Source organism: Desulfococcus sp., assembly GCF_050178255.1.
GTDB classification, from domain to species: Bacteria; Desulfobacterota; Desulfobacteria; order Desulfobacterales; family Desulfococcaceae; genus Desulfococcus; species Desulfococcus multivorans.
This window is the reverse complement of record NZ_JBFXGG010000024.1, coordinates 1-25,689: the sequence shown is the minus strand read 5'-3', so window position 1 is coordinate 25,689 and position 25,689 is coordinate 1. Positions and strand designations below refer to the sequence as shown.

General features: G+C 58.2%; 20 protein-coding genes, 1 pseudogene and 1 riboswitch. Of the genes and pseudogenes, 11 read left to right on the top strand and 10 right to left on the bottom strand.

All coding sequences use genetic code 11. The annotated features are described in order from the left end of the window. Positions 1-103: 103 nt before the first annotated feature. The 3 genes from AB7S84_RS06960 to selA are packed head-to-tail and all read right to left on the bottom strand — an operon-like array spanning position 104 to position 3,497. On the bottom strand, positions 104-694 hold the full coding sequence (locus AB7S84_RS06960) for a D-sedoheptulose-7-phosphate isomerase (protein ID WP_020877302.1): 591 nt from the start codon (positions 692-694) through the stop codon (positions 104-106). Further along, complete coding sequence (locus AB7S84_RS06955) at positions 691-2,082, bottom strand: tetratricopeptide repeat-containing diguanylate cyclase (protein ID WP_020877303.1); 1,392 nt, start codon at positions 2,080-2,082, stop codon at positions 691-693. The genes AB7S84_RS06960 and AB7S84_RS06955 overlap by 4 nt, the downstream gene beginning before the upstream one ends. After that, positions 2,079-3,497, bottom strand: a complete 1,419-nt coding sequence (selA, locus tag AB7S84_RS06950; protein ID WP_144016540.1) for an L-seryl-tRNA(Sec) selenium transferase — start codon at positions 3,495-3,497, stop codon at positions 2,079-2,081. Before selA ends, AB7S84_RS06955 begins: the two co-directional genes overlap by 4 nt. 253 nt (positions 3,498-3,750) lie before the next feature. On the opposite strand from selA, the gene AB7S84_RS06945 reads away from it, so the two are divergent. Both AB7S84_RS06945 and prmA read left to right on the top strand, forming a co-directional pair. Next, complete coding sequence (locus AB7S84_RS06945; RefSeq protein ID WP_428153601.1) at positions 3,751-5,094, top strand: radical SAM protein; 1,344 nt, start codon at positions 3,751-3,753, stop codon at positions 5,092-5,094. Then, a complete protein-coding gene (gene prmA, locus AB7S84_RS06940) occupies positions 5,091-6,023 on the top strand; it encodes a 50S ribosomal protein L11 methyltransferase (protein WP_020877306.1) in 933 nt (310 codons plus the stop codon). The genes AB7S84_RS06945 and prmA overlap by 4 nt, the downstream gene beginning before the upstream one ends. Positions 6,024-6,080: 57 nt before the next feature. On the opposite strand, the gene AB7S84_RS06935 is transcribed toward prmA, so the two are convergent. Beyond that, a complete protein-coding gene (locus AB7S84_RS06935) occupies positions 6,081-6,296 on the bottom strand; it encodes an acetyl-CoA carboxylase biotin carboxyl carrier protein subunit (RefSeq protein WP_020877307.1) in 216 nt (71 codons plus the stop codon). A 411-nt stretch (positions 6,297-6,707) separates the two neighbouring features. Here AB7S84_RS06935 and glnD point away from each other — a divergent pair, with 411 nt between their 5' ends. Together glnD and glnA are read left to right on the top strand one after the other, a co-directional pair. Further along, positions 6,708-9,371 carry a [protein-PII] uridylyltransferase gene (gene glnD, locus AB7S84_RS06930; protein WP_020877308.1) on the top strand — a complete coding sequence of 888 codons (2,664 nt, stop codon included), beginning with the start codon at positions 6,708-6,710 and terminating at the stop codon, positions 9,369-9,371. A gap of 43 nt (positions 9,372-9,414) precedes the next feature. Beyond that, a complete protein-coding gene (gene glnA, locus AB7S84_RS06925; RefSeq protein ID WP_040415363.1) occupies positions 9,415-10,827 on the top strand; it encodes a type I glutamate--ammonia ligase in 1,413 nt (470 codons plus the stop codon). A gap of 110 nt (positions 10,828-10,937) precedes the next feature. On the opposite strand, the gene cobT is transcribed toward glnA, so the two are convergent. The 5 genes from cobT to AB7S84_RS06900 form a co-directional block, all read right to left on the bottom strand. After that, positions 10,938-11,996, bottom strand: a complete 1,059-nt coding sequence (cobT, locus tag AB7S84_RS06920) for a nicotinate-nucleotide--dimethylbenzimidazole phosphoribosyltransferase (protein ID WP_020877310.1) — start codon at positions 11,994-11,996, stop codon at positions 10,938-10,940. Between the two features lie 99 nt (positions 11,997-12,095). After that, the gene (thiC, locus tag AB7S84_RS06915) at positions 12,096-13,415 is read right to left on the bottom strand and encodes a phosphomethylpyrimidine synthase ThiC (protein ID WP_020877311.1); all 1,320 of its coding nucleotides are present in this window, start codon (positions 13,413-13,415) and stop codon (positions 12,096-12,098) included. 87 nt (positions 13,416-13,502) lie between these two features. Continuing rightward, positions 13,503-13,753: riboswitch (cobalamin riboswitch) on the bottom strand. Positions 13,754-13,821: 68 nt separating this feature from the next. After that, positions 13,822-14,271, bottom strand: coding sequence for a hypothetical protein (locus AB7S84_RS06910; protein ID WP_020877312.1), 450 nt, complete (start codon positions 14,269-14,271; stop codon positions 13,822-13,824). 61 nt (positions 14,272-14,332) lie between these two features. After that, positions 14,333-14,515 carry an FmdB family zinc ribbon protein gene (locus AB7S84_RS06905; protein WP_020877313.1) on the bottom strand — a complete coding sequence of 61 codons (183 nt, stop codon included), beginning with the start codon at positions 14,513-14,515 and terminating at the stop codon, positions 14,333-14,335. 2 nt (positions 14,516-14,517) lie between these two features. Then, positions 14,518-15,546 (bottom strand): 4Fe-4S dicluster domain-containing protein, encoded by a 1,029-nt coding sequence (locus AB7S84_RS06900; RefSeq protein ID WP_020877314.1) that lies wholly within the window; start codon positions 15,544-15,546, stop codon positions 14,518-14,520. A 406-nt stretch (positions 15,547-15,952) separates the two neighbouring features. On the opposite strand from AB7S84_RS06900, the gene AB7S84_RS06895 reads away from it, so the two are divergent. From AB7S84_RS06895 to AB7S84_RS06880, 4 genes are all read left to right on the top strand, one after another. Then, positions 15,953-16,390, top strand: a complete 438-nt coding sequence (locus tag AB7S84_RS06895; RefSeq protein WP_020877315.1) for an SRPBCC domain-containing protein — start codon at positions 15,953-15,955, stop codon at positions 16,388-16,390. 73 nt (positions 16,391-16,463) lie between these two features. Continuing rightward, positions 16,464-18,122 (top strand): glucose-6-phosphate isomerase, encoded by a 1,659-nt coding sequence (gene pgi, locus AB7S84_RS06890; protein WP_020877316.1) that lies wholly within the window; start codon positions 16,464-16,466, stop codon positions 18,120-18,122. A 38-nt stretch (positions 18,123-18,160) separates the two neighbouring features. After that, the gene (locus AB7S84_RS06885; protein ID WP_020877317.1) at positions 18,161-19,978 is read left to right on the top strand and encodes a DUF6909 family protein; all 1,818 of its coding nucleotides are present in this window, start codon (positions 18,161-18,163) and stop codon (positions 19,976-19,978) included. Positions 19,979-20,059: 81 nt separating this feature from the next. Next, a complete protein-coding gene (locus AB7S84_RS06880; RefSeq protein WP_428153591.1) occupies positions 20,060-20,872 on the top strand; it encodes a transporter substrate-binding domain-containing protein in 813 nt (270 codons plus the stop codon). A gap of 19 nt (positions 20,873-20,891) precedes the next feature. Here the strand turns inward: AB7S84_RS06880 and AB7S84_RS06875 are convergent, their stop codons facing one another. Continuing rightward, positions 20,892-21,386 carry a DUF3124 domain-containing protein gene (locus AB7S84_RS06875; RefSeq protein ID WP_020877319.1) on the bottom strand — a complete coding sequence of 165 codons (495 nt, stop codon included), beginning with the start codon at positions 21,384-21,386 and terminating at the stop codon, positions 20,892-20,894. A 288-nt stretch (positions 21,387-21,674) separates the two neighbouring features. On the opposite strand from AB7S84_RS06875, the gene AB7S84_RS06870 reads away from it, so the two are divergent. The 3 genes and pseudogenes from AB7S84_RS06870 to AB7S84_RS06860 all read left to right on the top strand — a co-directional run. Continuing rightward, entirely contained in the window at positions 21,675-23,168 is a 1,494-nt protein-coding gene (locus AB7S84_RS06870; protein ID WP_428153589.1) for a succinate CoA transferase, read from the top strand. Between the two features lie 40 nt (positions 23,169-23,208). Then, positions 23,209-25,428 (top strand): DUF3141 domain-containing protein, encoded by a 2,220-nt coding sequence (locus tag AB7S84_RS06865; RefSeq protein ID WP_428153587.1) that lies wholly within the window; start codon positions 23,209-23,211, stop codon positions 25,426-25,428. A 62-nt stretch (positions 25,429-25,490) separates the two neighbouring features. Beyond that, a pseudogene (locus AB7S84_RS06860) lies at positions 25,491-25,689 on the top strand (AI-2E family transporter); the annotation flags it as partial.

The window sequence follows — 25,689 nt, the reverse complement described above, 5'->3', positions numbered from 1 at the left end:
TCTCCTTGCCGTACGGGTCTGGGTATCGGCCGTTCGACCAACGACCGCCAAAGTAATCATTTGCGGGCGTAAAATCAACACGCCTTTGCAATTTTCGCTTCCTTCAGGGTTGAGCTGCGGCACCGACACCGCCGAACATCCGCTCTTCCACCAGTTCACACAAAATATGGGCCAGGGTGATGTGGGTCTCCTGAATCCGTGCGGTGACGTCCGAGGGGACCGTGAAAAGGATATCGGACAGCGTGGCGATGGCCCCGCCCCTGCCGGTGAAGCCGATGGTGAAGAGTCCCATTTTCCGGGCGGTTTCCATGGCGAGAACCACGTTGGGGGAATTTCCGCTGGTGCTGATGCCCACGGCGATATCGCCGATCCGTCCCAGGGCTTCGACCTGTTTCTGGAAGATCTGGTCGAAATGGTAGTCGTTGCCGATACTGGTGATCACAGAGGTGTCGGTGGTAAGGGCCATAGCCGCCAGGGGGCGACGCTCTTTCAGGAAACGATTGACGAATTCCGCCGCAATATGCTGGGCATCGGCGGCGCTGCCCCCGTTTCCGAATATGAGGAGCTTGCCGCCGGCAACGAGGGACTGCCGGATATTTTCCGTCGCCGCCAGCAGATCGTCCGTGTGGGTAAGGACGCTTTTTTCTTTGGTGTGAAGGCTCGCCTTCAGGCTGGCCAGGATCATCTCTTTCATGCGGTTTCCTTTTTTCCGGAGGTCTGTTCCGTCCAGGCGTTCAATTCCCTGATCCGGTCGATCAGCGCCCGGGAATCGCATCCGAGTTCATGGGCGCGCTCCAGGGCGACGAGGGCTTCGTCGCGGCGGTTCTGGGCAAGGCAGAGCTCGCCCAGGCGTTGATGGAAAAGGCCGTTTCGGGGCGCGATGTCGACGCTGTGCCGGCAGAACAGAAGGGCGATGTCAGGATTTTCACCCTGCTGGTGGAAGAGGATGCCCAACTCGGACAGGGCTGCGGCGTCGTTGGGGTTGCGTTTGACGGCGTTGCTGAAAGCCCTGACGGCGCCGTTGGTGTCGCCTCGGGCCGCAAGACATTCCCCCAGCTTTCGGCAGGCGGCGCCGGAGGCGGGATTGAGGGCCGAAGCCCGGACCAGATACGGTTCGGCCTTTTCCGGAAGCCCCTCCTGAAGGTAAATTCTACCGATCTGAAACGGCAGCTCAAAAACCGCCCCGGCGTTCGGGTCGGATCCGAGAAGACGATCGGCTTCGATCAGATGTCTGAGCGCTTTTTGGGGCTCTCCCATCATCTCGTGCACAAGACCGATGTTGTGAACGGGCATAATGCTTTCCGGACATAGTCCGACGGCGGCCCTGAATTCCCGAAGCGCTCGGTTGAACGCCCCCAGGGCGGCGTAGCAGACCCCCAGGCTGTTGCGGATGTCGGCGTCTCCGGGATTCAGCCGGAGGGCGGCTTTGAGTTCCTCTGCGGCGCCGTGAATGTTTCCCTCCTGGAAAAGGCGGTCGGCGTTGATGTTGAGGCTTGTCGCATCAAATACCGCGATGCCGCCGGGGCCGTAATGCCGGGCGTGGTTCAAGGCTTTTCGGGCGTTTTTGAGGGTGTCGATAGGGCCGTATTCGTCCATGGGGTATTCCGTGACACCCATGGTCAATGTGGCTTCGCGGACCAGGGAGAAGATCCGCCGGATTTCTTCGGCGATATTTTTGCAGTCGTCCTCGGTTTTTTCCGGGAGAAAAATGCCGATCAGATCCTGCTCGATCATGCCCCATAGGGCATCCTCGGCCCGGGTGACCTCGTCGACGACGACGGCGGCGTCCAGGAGCAGGGATATCGCAGCCTCGTCGCCGGCGGCATCCTGGACATCGAAAAAATCGTCTACACGGATCAGCATGACGCCGAAGGCGGGCGTCGGTTCCAGTTGATGGAGCGCCGCCTCGATGAGGGCTTTTCCCACGGACATGTGCGGGAATCTCGCGGAAAGCTCCCGAATGCCGACGGCTGTTCGGCGCTCAGCCGGACGGGACGCTTTCTGAAGATCTCTGGTTTCATGCAGCAGAAAAGCCTGACGATGTCCGGTCCGGGTGTAGATTTTTCGGGTGTTTCGGGTCATTTTTCCAGCAGGTTTCCGACGGCGGATGCGATAATGTCGATGTCGTCTTCCCCCACGGTTCTGAAGTCCAGAATAAAGCGATCGGCTTCGATGCGGCCGATCACGGGCGGGATGTGTCTGCGCATCCGTCGCTCGATGGCGGCCGTGGATATACCGTCGATTGCCAGGCTCACGCACCTGGTGGGCAGTTCCTGAAGCGGAAGAGCGCCCCCGCCGACCCTGGAGAACCCATCGAGAATGGAGAGGCGCAGGCGCTCGGAACGGCTCGCGGTCATCAATGCCGTAAAACGCTCGGCCCGTTGTTGGATCTCCGACAACGGGATGATGAGCATCCGGAGCGTTGGAATGGCCTGGACGGCCTTTCTGGGGTCTCGATAGATCCGGAGGGTGGTCTCCAGGGCGGCCAGGGTCATCTTGTCGATTCTGAGGGCCCGGGTCAGAGGGTTCTGCCGGACGGCGTCGAGAATCGCCCGTTTTCCAACAATCAGTCCCGCCTGAGGACCGCCGAGGAGCTTGTCGCCGCTGAAGGTGACGACATCGATGCCGGCGGCAACCGACTCCTGAACGGTGGGCTCCTTGATCATGCCGTAGACGGAGAGATCGACGAGGGTGCCGCTGCCCAGGTCCTCCATGACCGGTATGCCGCGTTTGTGGCCCAGTTCGACCAGTTCTCGGGCGGGTACGGCCTTGGTGAATCCCACCACGCTGAAATTGCTGGTGTGAACCTTGAGCAGAAGCCCGGTGTCGTCGCCGATGGCCTGTTCGTAGTCCCGGAGGTGGGTCCGGTTGGTGGTGCCCACCTCCCGGAGCCGGGCACCGCTGCGGACCATGACGTCGGGTATCCGAAAGGAACCGCCGATTTCCACGAGCTCTCCCCGGGAAACGACAGCCTCCTTTCCCCGGGCCAGGGTATCGAGGCAGAGGAGCACGGCGGCGGCGTTGTTGTTGACCGCCATTGCCGCTTCGGCGCCGGTGAGTTCACAGAGGATCCCCTCGATGGCGCTGTAGCGAAGACCTCGGGTGCCTCTGACCAGGTCGAACTCGAGATTGGTGTACCGGCGTGAAATGCGGGCGACATTTTTCACGGCCTCATCTGCCAGCAGGGAGCGTCCCAGATTGGTGTGGACCACGACGCCGGTGGCATTGACAACGGGTATCAGGTTGGGCTTCAGGGTGCGGCCAAGGTGCTGCTTGACCCTGGCCGTGATCCCGGCGTCGGTCATATCGTTTTCATCGACGGGCGGCCTTCCGTCGATGACGGCCTTCCGCAGATCTTCCACCACCTCCCTGCAGATTCGGGTCAACAAGGGTTTCGGCACCGCTTCGAAAAACGGGTCAACACGGGTCTGTTCGAGAATGCGGTCGATTCCCGGTAGTCTTCTCAACAGGTTTTGTTGTGCGTCGGTCAGCGGCATCCGTGATTCCTGGTTGTGATCAGCGGCGCGGTTATCCCCCCGAAGGGGCGGGGCATACCCGCAGGATTCCCCCTCGGTTTCCAGCCGTTTTACGGCCAAACATAACGAAAAGCGAAAGATAGGGAAAGCATATATCACTGAGCGGACTCTGGTTTCAACTGAATTATGCCTGTTTTTCAGCACATAAACAATCGCAGAAGGCGCCATTCAGATTTTTCCGGTGTTGCCGCCCTTGATGTGGTATAATAAAAGAATGAAGAGACAGTTACGACGAAAAAAAGGAAAACCTCCTGCGAAGCCTGTAACGGCCATGGTCGCCGATGCCGCCGGGGAGATCTTCGAGTTGGAAGGATACGCCGCAGCCGGTATGGCGGGCGACAGGGTCGTTCCGCTCACCACCGGGAACACCCTTCCCATGCCCCATGGTGGAGAGTTGATGTACCTCCCCCACCGGCGGCCGTTGGTCTTCAATCTCGTCGCCGAAGCGCCGGAGATGATTGACGAGAACCCCTATGCTCCCGGGGAGCCGATTTATCCCGTGGCGGCCTTCAATTCCCCCGGATACGTCAATACCTATATCAGCGCCTATCGGGAGCGGGACCCCGGAGATGTCCTGCCGCTTTTTTCCTACGGCGCCGTGGGGTGGCACGGCGGGGGATTTCGATCGGCCGTCATCCGTGTTGATCGGGAGCCTCGGCAGGATATCCGACAAATGCCCCGGGATAAGGTTGTGGCCGGGGTTCGGCGCATGCAGGCGCTTTTGCCTGAAAACCGCCTTCGCCGGCATCTGGAACGTTGCGCCCTCGAGTATGGATGCCCGGCCGGCAAGAACTTTTTTCTGGGCCGCTACGAAGCCCCCCTGCCCGCTTCCCGGACCTGCAACGCCCGGTGCCTGGGATGCATCTCTCTTCAACCGGAGGACGGGGTGTCCTGCAGCCAGGAACGCATCGACTTCACCCCATCTCCCGAGGAGATCGCCGAGGTGGCCCTGGCTCACATTCGACGGGTCGACAACAGCGTGGTCAGTTTCGGCCAGGGATGCGAGGGAGACCCGCTCTTCGCGGCCCATGTCATCGCCCCGGCCATTCGCCTGATTCGCAGGGAAACCGATCGGGGCACCATCAACATGAACACCAATGCAAGTCTTCCGGACGTCCTGGCGGATTTGTTCGACGCCGGTCTCGACAGCATCCGCGTCTCCATGAACAGCGTTCGGAAGACGTGCTACGACGCCTATTACCGTCCCAGGGGTTATGCCTTCACCGATGTTCTGGCAAGCATCGATATCGCGCTGGCGCACGGCCGGTTTGTGGCCCTGAATTACCTGAACTGCCCGGGATTCACCGACACGCCCGAGGAGGTGGCGGCTTTTCTGGCCTTCAGGCGGACGCATCCGATACATTATGTCCAGTGGCGGAACCTGAACTATGATCCCGTCAAGTACTGGAGGACCATGAACCGGGCGGCGGTTCACGGGGTTCCTATGGGGATGCGCGAGGCTCTGAGACGGATCCGGCGGGCTTTTCCGGATCTCGGATATGGATATTTCAATCCTCCCAGGGAGACTTGGAAGAAGATAAAGGGTAGGGCGGAATGAAGTGGACCCAGGTTAAAGTGGTTTTCGAATTCCATGACGCTGTTCTGGGCGCCGACCTGATTTCAGACGTTTTTTACGATCTCGGCCTTCAGGGAGTGGTTGTGGAAAGTCCGAACATGTCGCCGGAAGAGGGATGGGCAACGGATGCGCTGCCCTTGCCCGAGGTCGATGCCGTAAGCGGCTATTTTCCGGGAAACGCCGACGGTGCGCAAAAGATATCTTCTCTGGAAGAAGGATTGCGTGTCCTGGGTCGGCGGACCGGAATCACGACCAGACTTCTTTTTCAGGAACTGGACGAAGAGGACTGGGCCGAGTCCTGGAAGGCATATTTCCGGCCGGAAAAAATCTCCGACAAAATTGTTGTTAAACCCACATGGCGCGACTACACCCCGACATCGCCGGACGAAATCATACTTGAGATCGATCCGGGGATGGCCTTCGGCACCGGAACCCACCCTACCACCGTTCTCTGCATACGGCTGCTTGAAACCTGGCTGGCGCCGGGGATACGTTTTCTTGATGTGGGTACCGGTTCGGGGATTCTTATGATCGCCGCCGGAAAACTGGGGGCGGGCCTCATGGTCGGCGTGGACAAAGACGGCGTTGCCGTCGACGTGGCCCGGGAAAATCTCTCCAAAAACGGGTTCGGACCCGGATCGGCCGAGATTCATGCCGGGGACCTCCTGGCGGGTGTCTCCCGAACCTTTGACGTGGTGGCGGCCAACATCCTGAGCGAGGTCATCCTCCTTCTTTTGGAAGACATCCCGAAGGTGCTTTCAGCGGGGGGCATCTTTATCTGTTCGGGGATTATCTCGGAAAATCGCCGTAAGGTGGCCGACAGGATGGCCGACATTGGATTCGAGGTGTTGGATGTTCGGGAAAAAGACGGATGGACGGCCATGGCCGCCCGTTTCATCGGGCCTAAATGATCTGCGGGAGGATCGTCTATGCCTGTAGGATCAGATTTCATCGATGTACGTTCGGATTTACGTGATTATCGCAAGGACGTCTTCCTCCTCCACCGAGTCGCCCTCCTTGACGCGAACCTCTTTGACCGTGCCGTCGCACGGGACGAAGACCGGGGTTTCCATCTTCATGGCCTCGATGATCAGGGCCTCGTCGTCCTCCTCTACCTTCGCGCCGACCTCAAGATTTATTTTGACGATTTTTCCCGCAAGGGGTGCTAAGATTTCTTCTGTCATGTTCCAAGCCCTCCGTTATGCTGATCGGTAATTGAATGTACGTAATGATATCCGGTAGTTTGTTTTGCAATAGAAACAGTATTTTGTATGCCGACAATTTGTAGCATCCCGGCCGACGGGGTGTCAAGGAGAAGTTGGTTTGAAATAGGGCCGCTTCCTGCATGCGCCGTCTGTTAAATTGGATGTCGGCTGTCGCGATTTGAGCACCCGGAAAAACATTTTTGTCATAAAAACGGGAAAAATATTACATAATTGTATGGCTTTAATTTTTTCTTGAGTGCATTTAAATTTTAACTTTTTGAAATAAAAAGCAAAAAAAACTTATTAGCAATTGGCGTCATACTTGCTTATAATCGCTATAGTGATAACAAAGGCAAGGCGCCTTTCAAGCGAGGGTTGATAGCGGTCGATATGAGACATAAATCCGATAATCCGTTGAACACGTTGGCACGACAACAGAAATTCCTGATTGCGGATTTTCTGAAAGGGGAGGTTCCGGATTTTGTGCGCCGCTATACCCGTTGCTTCGACGCGTATTTTCGCGCATCCTATGAAAACAGTGTGATCGGACCAAAGCTGGACATCCGACGGAACCCCTATGCCGTCGTCGCCCTCGGTGGATACGGTCGGGAGGAGCAGTGCATCCATTCCGATGTGGACCTGCTCATTCTGTTCGATCGGGAGGTCCCGGAAGCGGCGGCAGCACTGATCGAGGAGATCATCTATCCCCTGTGGGACATCGGTGTGGAGGTCGGTCATGCGACCCGTTCCCTTGATGAGTGTATCACCGCGGCCATCGAGGACATCGAAACGCTGACGGCCTTTCTGGATGCCCGGTTCATCTGCGGCATGTCCCATCTCTACTCGAAACTTCTGGATTTGTTTCGGGAAAAGGTCATCTATGATGATCCGGACGGTGTGATCGGACGGGTTGTCAAGCGGAACCAGGAGCGCCACCAGAGTTTCGGCGACTCCACTTATCTTCTGGAACCGAATCTGAAGGAGGGGCAGGGCGGCCTGCGGGATTACCATACCATGCTCTGGGTGGCCCGTATCCGAAACCAGCTTACCCAACCGCGGGACCTGGAGTATCACGGCTGTCTTTCCTACAAGGAATACCAGGCGCTGAGCCAGGCACTGGCATTTATCTGGCAGGTACGGAATCACCTTCACTACCTGTCCGGCCGGAAATGCGATCAGCTCTATTTCATCTATCAGGAGCGGTTGGCCGCTGATTTGGGGTATGTTTACCGGGACGGACAGCAGCCCGTCGAGCGCTTTCTGGGGGTGCTGCACCGGCACATGGGTTTTCTGAAGCAGCAGCAGCAGCTGGTGGTCTACGAATTGGAGAAGGGAAAAGCCAAGCGGCGCAGTCTGAAATCTCTTGAAAAAGTGAACGCCGAAGGTATCGCGATCGTCGATGGGATGCTCAATTTCGTGTCTTCCAAAATGATCCCCAAACAGTCGGAGATCCTCATGAGGATTTTCGAGGAGAGTGCCCGTCTCAAGATGCCCCTCAGCATCGAGGCCCGACGGCTCGTCAGGGAGTTTCTTTACTGCGTCGACGGCCGATTTCGTGAATCCGAGTCTGTCCGGTCGGCCTTTGAGAAGATCCTCCTGACACCGGTGATCAAGTTCAATGTCCTGGAGGCCATGTCGGAAACGGGTTTTCTGGAAGCGTTTATTCCCCAGTTCAATGAGATCGTCAACCGGATTCAATATGATGAGTATCATCTCTACCCGGTGCATCGGCACCTTTTGCGAACGGTGCAGACGCTCAAAAAATTCGGTACGCCGGACGATCCCACCACCAAGCCCCTTTGCGGGCAGATCTACGAGGATCTGACCCGTCGGGAGCGCATCGCCCTCATCTGGGCCGGGCTGCTCCACGATATCGGCAAAGGTATGTCCAGCGGGAATCACTCCGAAAAAGGGGCGGAGATGATCCGGGAAATCCTTTCGGAAAGAGGATATCCGCCGGAAATGATCGAGACCGTTGCCTTTCTGGTGCGGGAGCACCTCTTCCTGATCAAGATCGCGACGCGACGGGATATACAGGACGAGGAGACCGCCCTCGTCTGTGCCCGAAGGATTGGTGACACCGACCGTCTGAAAATGCTCTATTTGCTGTCGGTGGCGGATTCCGTCGCCACCGGCCCCAAAGCCTGGAGCGGATGGACCGCCGCGCTGCTCGAGGCGCTTTTCCTGAACGTTTCGAGCCTGTTCAGGGAGGGGGAGTTGACCTCCGCAGGTGCCTTGGCGCTGATCGAAGAGAAGCGGAACTACGTACTGACCCTTTCGGAACATCCGGGAACCCGTGAATCGATGGATGCGTTGTTCCGGATGATGCCGCCGCGGTACCTCCTGAATACGTCCAGGGAGAATATCGCCCGGCATATCGCCCTTTACAACCGCCTCGGGAAGGCTCACTTCGTCTGGACGGTAGAGAAATCCATCGGTCTCAAGACCCGGACCGTGACCATCTGCGCCCGGGATTGCCCCGGTCTCTTTGCCCGGATCTCCGGTGTGTTCACCCTGAACGGCATGGATATCCTGGCGGCCCAGGTCTATACATGGCGCAACAATATCGCCCTGGATGTTTTCGAGGTCAAGCCGCCGCCCGACAGTTTTTATGAAACCCGGAAATGGGAGCATGCTGAAGCCGACCTGGAATCGGCGTTGTTGGGAAGCCTCGATCTCGAGGCGGCGCTATCGGAAAAGATGAAGACCTATGCCGTAGACAAGCCCTGGCGACCCGAAAAGTCGCCTCGGGTGAATGTGGACAATGAAAGCTCCAGTTTTTTCACCATCGTCGAGGTCTTCACCTACGATTTTCCGGGGCTGTTGTACAAAATTACGGATGCACTGTTCAAATGTCGCCTGGATGTCTGGGTGGCGAAGATTGCAACGAATGCCGATCAGGTGGTGGATGTCTTCTATGTCCGGGACTTCGACGGCCAGAAGGCGGACAGCCCCGAACAGGTGGCGGCCCTCGAAACGGCCCTCATGACGGTCCTGTCGGAAGCCTCGGACAGTCGAAACGGAAAGCCTGAACGATCGCGCATTATCGGTTGATTTCAATATACCCATGAACATGAATAAGGAGATGTAAATGACAATGACACCTGAAAACGTCATCGCAATGGCAAAGGAAAACAAGGTCAAAGTGGTTGATATCCGATTTATGGATTTCCCCGGCGTGTGGCAGCATTTTTCCGTGCCCATCAGTGAACTGGATGTTTCCACTTTCGAGGACGGCTACGGCTTCGACGGATCGAGTATTCGCGGCTGGCAGCCCATCAATGCATCGGACATGCTGGTCATTCCGGATCCCGCCACCGCCAGGATGGATCCTTTTTTCGCCGATCCGACCCTCGTGCTCATCGGCAATATTGCCGATCCCATCACTCGAGAGCCTTACAGCCGCGACCCCCGGCATATCGCTCAGAAGGCCGAGGCCTACCTCAGAAGCACCGGTATTGGAGATACGGCCTTTATCGGACCCGAAGCGGAGTTTTTCATTTTTGACAACGTGCAGTTCGAATCACGCAGCAACAGTGCCTTTTACGAGGTCGACTCAGTGGAGGGCATCTGGAACTCGGGTCGCGACGAAATGCCGAATCAGGCCTATAAACCTCGCCACAAGGAGGCCTACTTTCCCGTGCCGCCCATGGACAAATTCCAGGACCTCCGTTCCGAGATGATGCTGACCCTTCAGGATCTCGGGATTGTCGTCGAATGTCAGCATCACGAGGTGGCCACCGCGGGTCAGTCGGAGATCGACATGCGGTTCGCCCCGCTGCTGCAGATGGGCGATCAGATGGTCTGGTTCAAGTATGTTCTCAAGAACGTCGCATACAAACACGGTCATACGGTCACATTCATGCCCAAACCCCTGTTCGAAGACAATGGGAGCGGTATGCACACGCATCTCAGCATATGGAAAGACGGCACCCCCCTCTTTGCGGGTGATAAATACGCCGGCGTCTCCCAGGAAGCCCTCTGGGCCATCGGCGGCATTCTGAAACACTGTTCGGCGGTGTGCGCTTTCACCAACCCGACCACCAATTCCTATAAGCGGTTGGTGCCCGGATTCGAGGCGCCGGTCAACCTGGCCTACTCCAGTCGGAATCGCAGCGCCGCCGTCCGAATTCCCATGTATTCAGCTTCGCCAAAGGCCAAGCGCATCGAATTCAGAACGCCCGATCCGTCCTGCAACGGCTACCTGGCCTTCTCGGCCGTTCTCATGGCGGCCTTGGACGGCATCGAAAACAAGATCGATCCCGGGTCTCCCCTCGACAAGGACATCTATGGCCTGCCGCCGGAAGAGCTGGCGGAAATTCCCTCCGCGCCGGGCTCGCTGCCGGAGGCCCTGGCCGCCCTCAAGGCCGACCACGAGTTTTTGCTCAAAGGTGATGTTTTTACCCCCGACGTCATTGAAAAATGGATCAGCTACAAGACCACCAAGGAGGTGAACGCTGTAAATTTGCGTCCCCATCCTCATGAATTCTTTCTCTATTTCGATATTTAGTCCGCAATCTTTCCTTTTGTCCCCGCTCCGGCTGTCCGGAGCGGGGGCGATCCCTCCGCGGTGCCGCCTTCAGGGGTTCGAAGCGATCCGCTCTTCGGGAAAGGCGATCTTTACTGGGCGTCGTTGATCCCGACCTCCGCAAAGGTTTTGATTTCGGCCAGGATGCGGGTTGCGGCGTCCATGAGCGTCATGGCCAGGGCGGCGCCGGTGCCTTCTCCCAGGCGGAATTCCAGGTGAAGTAGAGGCTGAAGGCCCAGATGTTCGAGCATGTAACGGTGGCCGACCTCTACGCTGTTGTGGCCGGCGAAAAGATAGGGCCGGGCCGACGGTGCGAGCTCGCAGGCGATCAGGGCGCCGGCGGTGGCGATGAGGCCGTCGCAGACCACGGGAATGCCGTGGGCCGCAGCGCCGATGACCAGCCCGGCCAGGCCGCCGATCTCAAGCCCGCCGACCTTTTCGAGGACGCCCACAGGGTCCTTGGGATCGGGCCGGTGCAGCGCGAGACCCTTTTCGATGGCCGCGATCTTTTTCCGGAGTCCGTCATCGTCGATTCCGGTTCCCCGACCGGTCAACTCCGGCACGGGAATGTTCGAATAGGCCGCGATGATGGCGGTGGAGGGCGAGGTGTTGCCGATGCCCATGTCCCCCGTGCCGATAAGATGCACCGGACCTTCGGCCGTCAGTTCGTCGACGATTTCGATGCCGGCCTCGATGCTGCGGACAGCCTCCTCCCGTGTCATGGCCGGCACCGCGGCGAAGTTGGCCGTGCCTTTTCGGACCTTTTTGTGGTAAATAGGTAAATCCGGCGCGAAATCCCAGTCAACCCCCAGATCCGCCACCCGGACTTCCGCTCCGGCATGGCGGGCCAGGACACTGACGGACGCACCGCCGCCCACGAAATTGTAGACCATTTGGGGGGTCACCTTTTGGGGGAAACGGCTTACGCCCTCGGCGCAGATCCCATGGTCTCCGGCGCAGGTGATCACAATCTTCCTGTCGAGACGAACGTCGATCGTACCGAAAATGCCGGCCAGACGAGCCCCCACCTCCTCCAGGATGCCAAGGCTCCCCGCCGGGCGGGCCTGGTTTCTGAGCCGCTCTCTGGCGGCGCCGTATGCATCGGCGTTGGGCGCCGTGATGCGTTGAATCGTATGTTCCAGTAGTCTCATGCCTGTTTCTCCGTTCTTCATTGGTGGTGTTGATCACACATCCGCATATCCTGTGGGAAAAGGAACCGGCGTGCAGCGTTGGTGTTCGGGGCGTCGTTCTCACAGCGACAGCGAAATCTTGTCTCCCCTGATATCCTTTTCGAAAAGCGACAGGCCCCGTTCCATGGCGCAGAAATTCCCGCACATGGTGCAGGTTTTTTCGTTTTCCGGACTCCGGCTTTTTCGAATCTCCTCGGCGCGGTCCGGGAACATCAGCAACCTGAGCTGATCTTCCCAGCGGGTGTCCCGACGGGCCAGGGAGACCTGCTTCTCCTGCTCCCGGCGTTTGGGGTATTTGGCAACGTCGCCGATGTGGACCGCCAGGCGCGTGATCCGGACCCCTTCCCGGACGTCGGCCTCGTTGGGCAGGGCCAGATGCTCGGCCGGGGTGATGTAACATATAAGATCGGCGCCGTGCCGGGCGGCGTTTGCCGCTCCGATGGCCGCGGTGACGTGGTCGTAGCCGGCCCCGCAGTCGGCGGGCAGTGGTCCCAGGACATAGTAGGGTGCGTTGCCGCTCATCCGTTTTTCCAGCATGATGTTGCCCGCGATCTCGTCCAGGGGCACATGCCCCGGTCCCTCGACCATCATCTGACAGCCCATCTCGCGTCCCAGCTCGGCCAGTTCGCAGTTGATGATCATCTCCGCCATCTGGGCCCGGTCGTGGCTGTCGTGGATGGCGCCGGCCCGGATCCCGTTGCCCAGGGAGAGGACGGCGTCGTACTTTTTCATCAGGGCGCAGACCCGGTCGAATTGCTCGTAGAGGGGGTTTTCCTTCTGGTTGTATTCCATCCACGAGACCATGAAGGTGCCGCCCTTGGAAACCAGCCCGCCGTATCGGAAGCCCTGTTTTTTGAGACGTTCGATACTGAATTGATTGATACCGCAGTGGATGGCCATGAAGGAGATGCCGTCGGCCAGCTGCCGTTCGATGAGTTCGAAGAGATATTCGGGGTCCAGCTTGTTGGGATTCCGGTACTTACGGGCCGCCTCGCAGAAGGCCTGGTAAAGGGGAACGTTGCCCACCGGCAGATCGCAATCGGCCAGGACGGCCCGGCGTACCGCGTCGAGATCGCCGCCGGCCGACAGCTCCATCAGGGTGTCGGCACCTTCTTCCTGGACCGCCCGGGCTTTTTTGACTTCCAGGTCGATGTCGCAGATATCCGAGGATGTGCCGATGGAACCGTTCACTTTGGTTCTCAAGCCCGATCCGATCCCCACCACCCGCTGGTGCTTTCGCTGAGGGTGGTGGGCGATGACGACCTCGCCCAGGGCCACCTGTCGCCGGATATCTCCGGGTTCGCTGTTTTCATTTCGGGCGACAATCTCCATCTGTGGGGTCACGACCCCTTCTCTGGCCAGTTCGATCTGTGTCTTCATTTGTGTGCTCCCATCAATCTGGTGTTTTCCTCAAAAAAAAAACCGTGTCACAGGGAAACACCCTGTGACACGGTTTTGTGGACGATATACCGTGTGGTTGTTGCGGCAGGTCTTCTGACTTGCGGATCATCAGACGCCCGGACAACGGTTTCGATCAGCCTTATCGTAAATCGTTATCTGAACGTTCCTACCCTCGGCCGCGCCTTCCCGATCCTCTCGGATCAGTGACATTTTGCAGCCTCGGTTCCCGCTTACAGCGCTGGTCCAGCGTCACGGAATTTCACCGTGTTCCCTATTATCCCTCGAAAAAGAGGGCACCGGCAACAAACGTGAGAACAGATTTTGTTCTTCATACAGGATTATCGCTAAAATGCAAGCCTGAAATTTTCCCTTGTCGGCAAGGGGGTCAGGCCCGCGGAGCAATCCATACCTGTTTCATCACCAGGAAAACGCTTCCTGCAAGCACCAGGCCCATCATGGAGGACAGGTGGGCGATGTCGATGAACAGCGTGAAACCGGGTGAAAAGCCGACATCGGGCAGGTTCTTGAGCACCCGGAAAACCCCGGTGGTGGTGATGCAGCAAATCAGGATCAGGCGGACTCGGGCGGCGCCTGTCAAACGGTATCGTTTTCGTCGCTCAAGCAAATAGTCCAGGCCGATATAGGCGAAGAAGGCCAGCAGAAGAATCGCCCCGAGGTAGTGGAGGCGGTGGGTCAGGTAGAAGTCCGCCAACCACCCCAGGCCGGGGATGTCGGCGATATGGTAGCGTTTGAAGATGGGCATCTGGGCGAGACCCGTGAGACCCATAAAGAACAGCATGGTTATGTATATGGCTTTGATGCGGTGGTACCTCATGAAGATGATTCCTTGGATGAAAACGGTTCCGGGCGGCGACCGCCGCCGGTGCTCAGCGGGCTCAGGTGAAGCGTCCGCCGAGGGCGGGGAACAGGGTGGTCGAAATGCCTGTCTTTTTCTCGACTTTTTCGACCTCTCTGCTCCGGCATTTGGGGCAGGCGATGTCTGGAACTGCATTGTCATCTGCCGTCCGAATTTCAAAATATTGATGGCATATCCGGCATTTGTAGTTGTTTATCGCCATGTTCAGTGCTCCTCGGGCGTCGCATGTGCGTCATTCCGTGACGCGCGGATTTCTGTCGAGGGATCTTTCGAGGCAGGAGGGTTTTTCCCTTTGCCGAAAAATTTGAGCAAAGCGCCTGCAACCCCTGCCAGCGGGGCGACGAGCATAGCCCCGGCCAGGTGGTCGGCATCGGCCATCATGTCGGGGACCGCTTCAAAATGGGGTTTTCCAGGTCCCTGCTGTAAGGCCCGGTTCAATTCTGCAAAGGGTACCGGGGAGACATACAGGGTGTTGGTGCCGCCGTTTTCCGCCTCCCCGTATACATACCCGTTGATCTCCCGGGCAATGGCCCGAGCCTCCCGGACGATATCGGCCCGCGGTCCGATTTTCTGAACGTCCTCCGGACATGCCGTGATGCAGGCCGGCATCTCGCCTTCGGCCATCCGTTGGTGGCAGCGATGGCATTTGTACATGACGCCGTTTCCGGCATAGGCCGGCAGGAGATCGAGGTAGAGGCCGACGCCCGTCTGCCGTTGGGGAATGTTCCACGGACAGACGACCTGACATTTCTTCCCGCCGAGGCAGATGTCCGGCGCAATCACCGTGGTGCCGTTTTTGAGCTTCCGGGCGGCCCCCCATGGGCAGAGATTCGCGCACGGCGGGTTCTGGCAGTGCATGCAGCGCCGAGGAATCGTGAGGGTGGTCGTCTCGCCGTTTACCGTCACCTCCGCCGTCTGGATAAAAAGCCAGTTGTAGGGCGTCAGCCGGTCTCTTACCTCGCGGTTTTCGGACCAGTCTTCGATCCTGACGCTGCCGGGAACCATTTTCGGGAACGGCTTTCGAGGTTCCGGAAACGCAGCGCTGTTGGCATCCCGACAGGCTTCGACACACGCCTCGCACCCGATGCATTTCCGGATATCGATAAGGGTTGCCAACTCATCGGGGGTCGCGCCCCTGACGGCCGACGGCAGGGAAAAGGATCCGACCGTCGATACGGTTGCCGCGGCAACGGTTCCTTTGAGAAAGGATCGTCGCGATATTTTGTTGCTCATAAGCGCCTTGTTTACCGATAAGGTTTCGGAAATAGGGTATAGGGTCTTTTGTTCGGATATACCGTCAGCAAATTTGATGCCACTCTCTATATTCTCATACAATATTTTGATTATTAAAGGGATACGTTTTTATCGACACCAAAAATGTGTTCAGGTTTGAACAGGTGTTAATATCAACCATTAACGCTTTTTCGACTTTCGTGATGGTGACTGAGAAGCGGCTGAAGGGAACAACCGCGACGATTGCTGCGGCCGCATCCCCTTAGGCCTGAATCCTTGATGCAATTGCGTGGGGCGTGACTTCTCCCTGACTTCACCGGCGCCTGAAAGCCCAACATCGCGTGAATAACGGTATTGATCCCGCTCCTCAAATCTGCCATAAAGAATGGCATTGCGAGGGACTGACATGATCATCGAGGAATCCATCGAAATCCATGCGCCCCTTTCGGTCGTCTGGCGGGTCTTTTCCCGGATGGAGGAGTGGGAGCACTGGAACACGGTGTGTGAAAACTGCTGCCTTATCGAGGGCGACGGGATGGCCCCCGGCACCTGTTTTACATTCACCCTGAGGCCTTACCGCATTCCCCTCAAGATCGCACCTGAGATCGTCAAGTGCGAGCCGGAAAAGGAGGTCGTCTGGGCTGGAAGCCGTCTGGGCGTCCATGCCGAGCACCGCTTTATCTTCGAGGAGCGGGACGGTCGGGTGATTCTTACCAGCGTCGAGCGCTTTCGCGGCCTGATGCTCTGGATCAGCCGCCTGGTTCGGGTGCCCACCAAACTTCATCATCTGACCCGAAAGCTGCTTCTGGCCATTAAATCTCAGTCCGAAACCTGCGGCGGTTGAACGGGTTCGGCAAACCGTTTCATGATGCCGGGTATGGTGCGTACGACAGCCCGGAAACAAAGGATCTTCTTTTATGCTGAAAAAGATCGACCCACGGCAGACCCGGGCATGGGAAGCCCTTGGCGCCCACTATCCGGAGGCAAGGCAGCTCCACCTGCGGACGCTTTTCGAGCAGGATCCGGAGCGGTTTTCCCGGTTTTCCATTCGGTTCGGCGACATCCTCGTCGACTACTCCAAAAACATCATCACGGCGGAGACCCTTCGGCTTCTGATGCAACTGGCCGAGGAGACCGGCGTTCCGGAGGCCGTCGCCGACATGTTTGCGGGCGCACCCATCAACGAGACCGAGGGGCGGGCCGTGTTGCATACGGCCCTCCGGAACCGCGAGAACCGGCCCGTGGTGGTCGACGGTAAGGACGTCATGCCCGAGGTCAACGGCGTCCTCGCGAAAATGGCGTCCTTCTCCGAAAAGATCTTTTCCGGAGAGTGGCGGGGATACACCGGAAAACGCATTACCGATATCGTCAACATCGGCATCGGTGGATCGGATCTGGGTCCGGTCATGGTCACCGAATGCCTGAAGCCTTATGCCCGGGAAGGGCTTTCGGTCCATTTCGTTTCCAACGTGGACGGCACCCACATCGCCGAAACCCTGAAGGGACTCAACCCCGAAACCGTTCTCTTCATGATCGCCTCCAAAACCTTCACCACCCAGGAGACCATGACCAACGCCTTCACCGCCCGGGGATGGTTCCTGGAGCGGACCGGCACTCGTGACGCCGTATCCCGGCATTTCGTGGCCATCTCCACCAACGTTGCCGCAGTGACGGACTTCGGCATTCACCAGGAGAACATGTTCGGTTTCTGGGACTGGGTCGGCGGACGCTACTCTCTCTGGTCGGCCATTGGGCTTTCCATTGCATGCTATGTCGGTTACGAGCGCTTTGTGGAGCTTCTGGAGGGGGCCTTCGAGATGGACCGTCATTTCAAGGCCGTCCCCCTTGGGGAAAACATCCCGGTCATTCTGGCCATGATCGGCGTTTGGTACACCAATTTCTTCGGCGCCCGCAGCGAGGTGATCCTGCCCTACGACCAGTACATGCATCGATTTCCAGCCTACTTCCAGCAGGGCAACATGGAAAGCAACGGCAAATCCGTCGATCGGAACGGTCGTCCCGTCGATTACGCCACCGGCCCCGTCATCTGGGGAGAGCCGGGCACCAACGGCCAACATGCCTTTTACCAGCTCATCCATCAGGGAACCCAGATGATTCCCGCGGATTTCCTGGCGCCGGCCGTGAGCCACAACCCCGTGGGCGATCATCACGCTATTCTGCTCTCCAACTTTTTTGCCCAGACCGAGGCGCTGATGAACGGCAAGACCCCTGCCGAGGTGACGGCGGAGCTGACGGCGGCCGGCATGAGCGATAACGAGATCGAGCGGATCCGCCCCCACAAGGTCTTCACCGGCAACCGTCCCACGAATTCGATCCTGTTTCGGAAGTTGACGCCCCGGGTGCTCGGCAGCCTTATCGCCATGTACGAGCATAAGATCTTCGTTCAGGGCGTCGTCTGGAACATATTCAGCTTCGACCAATGGGGCGTGGAACTGGGGAAGCAGTTGGCTCGGAAGATCCTGCCTGAGCTGACGGAAGATCGGGTCGTGACCGTTCACGACAGCTCCACCAACGGCCTGATCAACGCCTTCAAGGCGATGCGGCGGGGCAGCTGAACGAGACTTTTTTTGAAACCCCATCGGGAGAAATCTGCATGCAGGATTTGACCCGGGCCCAGAAGGCCCGCATGGCGATCCGATCCTTCAAGACCATCGCCCATGCCCTGGCGCTGAGAGGCTATTACATGCCCTCCGAGAAAATGGGGCAGCAACTGGCCGAATGTCTGATCAGTCTGAGCCCTGAAATATACGGCAGCATGAACAACCCCAGGATCACCGAGCTGAAGGGCCTCGAGTATGTGGTCGACCGTCTGCCGCGGGGCATCGAAAAGTGCACGCGTATCATCCTCACGGAAGAGGAGGAGATCGGCGACAGCACCTTCGAGGTCGTGCAGCCCCTGAAGCGGCGGCGCACCTGCTACCGCATCAGCGAAAAGGAGTTCTGCTTCGCCGTTACCCGCGGGCTGAGTGAAATCTACGATATTCTGACCCATCTCACCTTTCTGAACATCGAAGCCCGAAAGATTCATGCCCGGATGACGGACGAGGCGGGCAACATCACCATTGAATGGAACGACCTGGAAAAGATCGTCCAGCGGTTTCGCCAAAGCGCCGTCAGCCTGAGCGGCAGGGAATTGGACCAGGCCATCTGGAATCTGAGCATCATCCTGGGGCGATCCTACCGTGAGACCCGCCAGTCCTATGAACATTTTGAAAGGAACAAGCAGCTTTCCAAGTGGAAAGAATCCTTCTTTTCTTTGATCTACCATCTCGGGAACACCATCGCCGCGAAGGAAGGATCCAGAGAGGAGTCTCTGGTCATATACTTTACTCCGTCACTGATGAACATCATCGGCCACCAGAGATACGGGCAGCAGTGGGCCGACGACATCAGAGCGACAATGACGGCGCTGGGGCTCCAGGACCGGCCTGTTCATGTGATCAGCGCCAATCTTCACAGTACGGTCAATCTGTTGTACGGATATGCTTTCAAAGAGGCGGATGAGGACGTGAAAAGGCTGGGGCTCTACGATTTCATCATGAAGATCCGTGATGAGAGCGATCAGATCCGGGGCTTTGCCCGGGATTGCGGCATGTGCGAGATTCACGACCAATCCGGCAGCCATATCGACTGCCAGATCATCGATACGGATCGGCTGCAGGGGTTGCCGTTTCATCCGGAGCTTTCCATTGATCCGGCCGGTAATCCTCAAAAACCGGTGCTGTTGGTCATGGACTACGCCTTCGGTGCCCAGGCCTTCGAGGTCATGGACTGCCTTCTGGACCCCTATTCGGACAACAGCCACGAACGCCCGATGCCGGTGGCCTCGATTTCAATAATGGGAAAAGCCGGGATCCTTTCCGGGAGCAAGGGCGACATTATGCTGGCCACGGCCCATGTGATCGAAGGCACCTCCGACAACTATATCTTTCAGAACGATCTCACGCCCGAGGATTTTGACGACGATATCGACATCTATGTCGGTCCGATGGTCACGGTTCTGGGGACCTCTCTCCAGAACCGGGACATGCTGAGGCGCTTCCAGTCGAGCTGGAACACGGTGGGGCTCGAGATGGAGGGCGGCCATTATCAGCGGGCCATCAGCGCCGCCGTTATCAAGGGGCATATCCACAGGGATGTCAAGGTCCGATACGCCTATTACGCCTCGGACAATCCTCTGATCAGCGGGCAGACCCTTGCCGCCGGCGACATGGGGGATGAAGGGGTCCGGCCCACCTACATGGTGACAAAGGCGATTTTAGAGAAGATATTCAAGACGTCGCAGCATATTGAACCGGTAAGTCACACGCTCCATGAACCCCCCGAAAAAGGCGGCAGCGGCGACGCCCGGGTCCCTGAAGACCGGCACCCTTCCGGCAGAGGCCTTGACGAAGACTTGCCGCCTTCGTAGCGGAATCGTCATACGGGTTCGCCGACAGTCTTTTTTTGCGGAATCGTCACCTATAACCCCTTTTAGATTCGGAGAGTCGCTATGAAAAAATTTGCGTTGCTGATGCTGTTGCTCCTGGTATCGGTCCTGTTGTCCGCATGTGCCAACATGTCTTATTCGGCCGCCCCGACGATCGATAACATTCTGCGGAAGCAGGAACTGGTTCTTGGAACCTCGGGAAACCAACCACCCTTCAGCATGACCACTCGGGACGGGCAACTTATCGGCTTTGACGTCGATCTTGCGCAGGCCATGGCGGATGACCTGGGCGTTCCTCTCAAGGTCCGGACCATGCCGTTTGCCGAACTTCTGCCGGCACTGGCAGCCGGCAACGTGGATATGGTGATCTCAGGACTTACCATGACGCCCGAACGAAACCTGCGCCACGCTTTTGTCGGCCCCTATTTCATCTCCGGAAAATCCGTGCTGACCAAGCTGGAAACCATTGCCGACATCGAGGACGCCTCGGAGCTCAATATGCCGGGGATGACATTGACCGTCCTCGAGGGGTCGACGAGCCAGGAGTTTGTCGCGTCGTTCATGCCCGAGGCCGTCGTTGTCCCCGCCCGGGATTACGACGAGGCGGTGGACATGGTCCTGAAGGATACGGTAAAGGCCCTGATTGCCGATTATCCCGTCTGTATCATCTCCGTCTTCCGGTATCCCGACAACGGTCTCATCTCGACGATCCGGCCACTGTCGTTCGAGCCGCTGGGTATCGCCCTGCCCAAAGGGGATCCGCTTTTCGTCAACTGGACGGAAAATTTTCTCGGCATCTATCAGGGCACCGGTCAACTGGATGCGTTGAAGGAAACCTGGTTTGGAGACGCCTCCTGGGTGGAACGGCTGCCCTGACGAACCGGCCCCGCGGTTCTCAGGGCGTGTTTTCCCGTATCGGCTTGCCCCGGGTGATGAAGGAGAGTGAATGGCTCCCTTTTATACCGGTCATGACGCATTCGATGATCGGCGTATTGACGGCGATCCTGGATGACCAGGTGACGATGAAATTTGCTCCCCAGCCGCCGCTGGTGTCCGAAGCGGGGATGAAGAAGTAGGCCGATCCCATGGGCTTGAGGGGTTTGGGGTCGGCCAGATACTCCTTGACCAGCTTGCCATCCGAATCATAGTATCGTACCGATGTGATGGTGAGTGACTGGTCGGGGTCCGTATTCCGGATGCTCAGGTTGGCGGACAGGTTGAAAGACATTTCCCGGTTCCCGATGAAGATGTGGGAATAGACCGGGATATACAGGGCCTGACCCCGGGAAAACTGAATCTCCTCCGAGCCTATGGGAGCGGCAAAGAGAAACAGAAGGAATATCGTCGTCGGCAGCAGCGGCACCGGCCGTCGTCGCTGGGTCACTGTCATGATGTGCTCTCCTTTTCTGATCATATCAATTTCCGACTTTCATGATGTTGACCGGAAAGCGGTGGAAGACTGAGGGCGTGGGACCGAAGGAAGATAAAAGATCCGTCGATCGCGAGCGCATCCCTTGAGCCTGAATCCCTGATGCAACCCTGCGGGGCGCAATGCGTCCCCCTTGCAGCACCGGCTCATGAGCGTCGAAACTAAAATGTACACTCATAACAATTGCAGGCGGTTTTGACAACCGCAGGCGATGTTTCCGAGGGTCGATTAATATTGCGGGAGGATGTCATGTTGAGGGATCGGATTCGCTTCAAGCCGCTCATGGACAAGATTACCGATGCGGATGCGGCGTGTGTTCACATTCAAAACGGGACAAATGTGTTTATTTCGGGTTTTACGGCCGGGTATCCCAAATTGATCCCTCAGGCCCTGGTGCGACGGGCGGAAAAGGGAGAACGCTTCAGGATCAACCTCTTTGCCGGGGCCTCCACCGGCGACGCCGTCGACGGCGTCCTCGCCGAGGCCGGTCTTGTGAGCTGGCGCCGGCCCTACATGAGCAACCGGACCATGCGGAATCGGATCAACGCCGACGAGATCCGCTTCAAGGATGATCACCTCTCCCGCCTTTCGTCGCAGGTCCGGGACGGCGGCTGGGGGCGGGCTCACGTAGCCGTCGTTGAGGCTGTCGCCATCACCCGGAAGGGGCACCTGATCCCCACCATGTCCGTGGGAAACACCCCCACCTATGTCCGGGAGGCGGAAAAGATCATCATCGAGATTTCCTCCGAGACCCCGGACTTGGAGGGCATCCACGATATCTTCATTCCTGAGGACCCGCCGTACCGAATGCCCATCCCGATTTACCGGTCGGGCGACCGTATCGGGAAACCGTTCATCGAGATGGACCCTCAAAAGGTGACGGCGATTCTCTTCAGCCGCGAAGAGGACAGCTGCGCGGTCTTCACCGAGCCTGACACCGTTTCACGGCGGATTGCGGAGCACATCCTTGATTTCGTCGAGCACGAAATCAAGCGGGACCGTATGCCGTCGTTTCTGCCGTGGCAGTCCGGGGTCGGGGATGTCGCAAACGCGGTGTTGAGCGGATTTCTCGAAAACGATTTCTTCCACACCATCGACATCTATTCCGAGGTGCTCCAGGACGCCGTCCTCGATCTCATCGACATGGGCAAGGTCCGGGCGGCCTCGGGGTCGGCCATGACCCTTTCCCACAAGGCGCGGACCCGGTTTTTCAACGAACTCTATCGGTACAAGGAAAAGATCGTTCTTCGTCCGGTGGAGATTTCCAATTCACCCGAGGTGGTGCGGCGGTTGGGGGTGATCGCCATCAACACGGCCATCGAAGTCGACATTTACGGCCACGTCAACTCCACCCATGTCATGGGGTCCCACCTGATGAACGGCATCGGCGGTTCGGGGGACTTTCTCAGAAACGGGGCGCTGTCGTTTGTCGTCACCCCCAGCACGGCCAAAGGCGGCAAGATCTCCGCCGTTGTCCCGATGGTTTCCCATGTGGATCACAATGAACACTCGGTGGATGTGATCGTAACCGAGCACGGTCTGGTGGACACCCGACCCCTGGCACCCCGTCAGGTAGCGGAGGCGGTGATCAGGAAATGCGCTCATCCGGATTATCGCGATCTGCTCTGGGATTACTACCAACGGGCCGTTCGCGGTGCCGGCGGGCATGAACCCCATATACTGGCCGAAGCCTTTGGTTTCCACGAGCGCTTCATGGCCACGGGAGACATGCATTCCCGCTGACGACGGGTGGGTGACGACAGAATACAAAAGGAGAATTTTGATGAAGCACGTAAACGGGGCTGATGATATAACTGCATGGCCTTCTTTTTTAACCGCGATGCCGGAATGGGTTGAGGCGGCCTTTGCCTATCAGACCGATTTCATACAGCGCGGCATCCTGTTTGCGGAGATCCTTCGCCAACGAGGAAACCTCTATATGGAACATGTCAGGGCCGGACAGCCGCCGGTGCTCGTGTTCGACTACGACTGGGTTCTGGACGGCAGGACGCTGCCCAGGCCGGTCAACTATGCCATTGTTCGGATCCGCGACCGCCGGCACGCCGACGAAACCGGAAGCGCGGCGCCTGCCCAGGGCGATCGGCGGAAACCACCGTCCGGAGAACACCGATCCGCCAACAAACGGCGGCCCATTGTGATCATCGACCCGCGCGCCGGCCATGGTCCGGGGATCGGGGGCTCCAAGATCGATTCCCAGATCGGCATGGCCTTGAATCAGGGGCATCCCGTCTATTTCATTCTGTTTTTTACCGACCCTGCTCCGGGCCAGACCCTTGCCGACGTTCAGGCGGCCGAGGTGCGTTTCCTGGAAGAGGTGGCCCGCCGACATCCCGAGGCGGAAAAACCCGCCGTGATCGGCAATTGTCAGGCGGGCTGGGCCGCCGCCCTGATCGGGGCGGACCGACCCGATGTCACCGGGCCGCTGGTCTTCAACGGCTCTCCGCTTTCCTATTGGGGCGGCGTGGAAGGGGCCAACCCCATGCGTTACAAGGGAGGGCTTACGGGCGGTGTCTGGCTGACATCTCTCTGGAGCGATCTCGGCAACGGCAAATTCGACGGGGCGAGTCTGGTGGCGGGGTTCGAGGACCTCAATCCCGCCAACACCATCTGGACCAAGCAGTACAACGTCTGGGCCAATGTGGATACGGAGGCGGAGCGATATCTGAATTTCGAAAAGTGGTGGGGCGGCTTTTTCAAGATGAATGCGGAGGAGATCCATTTCATCGTGGACAGTCTTTTCGTGGGGAACGAACTGGAGCAGGGGTATCTCAGGCTCCAGGAGGGTAAGGCCATTCATCTCAAGAACCTCAGGGACCCCATCGTCGTTTTCGCGTCCCAGGGAGACAACATTACCCCGCCCCAGCAGGCCCTGAACTGGATCGTCAAGGTTTACGGCTCGGTGGACGAGATCAGGCGGAACGGCCAGGTGATCGTCTATGTCGTTCACGAGCGCATTGGACATCTGGGAATCTTCGTGTCCGGCAGCGTCGCCAAAAAAGAGCATCGCGAAATCATCGGCACCCTGGAAATGCTCGACTATCTCAGACCGGGGCTTTATGAGATGATCATCACGGAAAAACCGTCCGGGGGCGAATCCAACGGCTTCAACGTGGAATTCGTCGAGCGGGGCATGGCCGACATCCTGGCCCTGGACGACGGACTGGCGGAAGAGGCGGCTTTCCGACCGGTGGCCGCCGTCTCCCGTTTCAACGACAGGCTCTATCGAACCTTCGTAAGTCCGTGGGTCCGTCTCGTCGTTGACGAATGGACGGCCGAGGTCATTCGCCAACTCCACCCCCTCAGGGTGCAGCGTTATATCTTTTCCGACCTGAACCCCATGATGGGCATCGCCGCTCGTCTGGCACCTCAGGTCAAGGCGAACCGCCAACCGACGGCCCCTGAAAATCCGTTTGTGGTGTGGGAACGGTACGTGTCGGAGTCGACGAAGATCTTTCTCGATTGTTGGCGCGACATTCGGGACACGGCCCAGGAAACACTGTTTCGCGCGATCTACGACAATGTCTGGATGAAAACCCTTTTTCCCGAAACACACAGCGAGTCCGGGCGTGAACTTGTCCGGGAACGGTCGGCTGAAGAGGCTGCAATCCGTCGGGAACTCTGGCTGCAGGTCATGGAACGGGGAGGATTTGCCGAGGCGGTGGTTCGGATCATCCTGGCGGTGGCCGGGGCCAACAAGGCGACGGACCGTCGACAATATGCCGCGGCAACCCGGATCATGCGGGTTAACGACCGCCTGATGGACCTTGCGCCCGATCGGCTCAAATGGCTCGTCAAGCAGCAGTCGGCCGTCCTGGAGAAGGATCCGGAGCTTGCGATACAGACCCTGGCGACGCTGCTTCCGGAGACCAACGACCGGATCGAGGCCTTTGAGATCGCCAACAGCATCGCCTCGGTAGATCTGGAATTGGATGTGCCCGAGCAGAAAGTCCTATCGGACATCAAGCACGTTCTGGGGCTCTGAACATCGGTGGATGCGGTTCATCTCGCAGTGGTCCATTATTTTTCGAGGGGCATCATGACATCATGGCATTGAACCACCGCCCCTACACCTTCGATCGCGTCGTTCGCGCGCTCATCTCCATGGGGTTTCTCTGGGGGATTATCTGGCTCCTCAACTATCTGAGCGATGCCCTGATCCCCTTTGCCGTCGCGCTGTTGCTGGCGTATATGATGAACCCCTTGGTGTCGTGGGTTCAGAAACGGATCAAAAACCGTCTGGCCG

Coding starts and splice junctions, on each gene's coding strand:
- AB7S84_RS06895 (WP_020877315.1), top strand. CDS start 15,953: ATGATCATCGAGGAATCCATCGAAATCCATGCGCCCCTTTCGGTCGTC.
- AB7S84_RS06935 (WP_020877307.1), bottom strand. CDS start 6,296: ATGACAGAAGAAATCTTAGCACCCCTTGCGGGAAAAATCGTCAAAATA.
- glnA (WP_040415363.1), top strand. CDS start 9,415: ATGACACCTGAAAACGTCATCGCAATGGCAAAGGAAAACAAGGTCAAA.
- thiC (WP_020877311.1), bottom strand. CDS start 13,415: ATGAAGACACAGATCGAACTGGCCAGAGAAGGGGTCGTGACCCCACAG.
- cobT (WP_020877310.1), bottom strand. CDS start 11,996: ATGAGACTACTGGAACATACGATTCAACGCATCACGGCGCCCAACGCC.
- AB7S84_RS06875 (WP_020877319.1), bottom strand. CDS start 21,386: ATGACAGTGACCCAGCGACGACGGCCGGTGCCGCTGCTGCCGACGACG.
- AB7S84_RS06945 (WP_428153601.1), top strand. CDS start 3,751: ATGAAGAGACAGTTACGACGAAAAAAAGGAAAACCTCCTGCGAAGCCT.
- AB7S84_RS06885 (WP_020877317.1), top strand. CDS start 18,161: ATGCAGGATTTGACCCGGGCCCAGAAGGCCCGCATGGCGATCCGATCC.
- selA (WP_144016540.1), bottom strand. CDS start 3,497: ATGCCGCTGACCGACGCACAACAAAACCTGTTGAGAAGACTACCGGGA.
- AB7S84_RS06905 (WP_020877313.1), bottom strand. CDS start 14,515: ATGGCGATAAACAACTACAAATGCCGGATATGCCATCAATATTTTGAA.
- AB7S84_RS06960 (WP_020877302.1), bottom strand. CDS start 694: ATGAAAGAGATGATCCTGGCCAGCCTGAAGGCGAGCCTTCACACCAAA.
- AB7S84_RS06880 (WP_428153591.1), top strand. CDS start 20,060: ATGAAAAAATTTGCGTTGCTGATGCTGTTGCTCCTGGTATCGGTCCTG.
- pgi (WP_020877316.1), top strand. CDS start 16,464: ATGCTGAAAAAGATCGACCCACGGCAGACCCGGGCATGGGAAGCCCTT.
- AB7S84_RS06910 (WP_020877312.1), bottom strand. CDS start 14,271: ATGAGGTACCACCGCATCAAAGCCATATACATAACCATGCTGTTCTTT.
- AB7S84_RS06900 (WP_020877314.1), bottom strand. CDS start 15,546: ATGAGCAACAAAATATCGCGACGATCCTTTCTCAAAGGAACCGTTGCC.
- AB7S84_RS06865 (WP_428153587.1), top strand. CDS start 23,209: ATGAAGCACGTAAACGGGGCTGATGATATAACTGCATGGCCTTCTTTT.
- prmA (WP_020877306.1), top strand. CDS start 5,091: ATGAAGTGGACCCAGGTTAAAGTGGTTTTCGAATTCCATGACGCTGTT.
- glnD (WP_020877308.1), top strand. CDS start 6,708: ATGAGACATAAATCCGATAATCCGTTGAACACGTTGGCACGACAACAG.
- AB7S84_RS06955 (WP_020877303.1), bottom strand. CDS start 2,082: ATGACCCGAAACACCCGAAAAATCTACACCCGGACCGGACATCGTCAG.
- AB7S84_RS06870 (WP_428153589.1), top strand. CDS start 21,675: ATGTTGAGGGATCGGATTCGCTTCAAGCCGCTCATGGACAAGATTACC.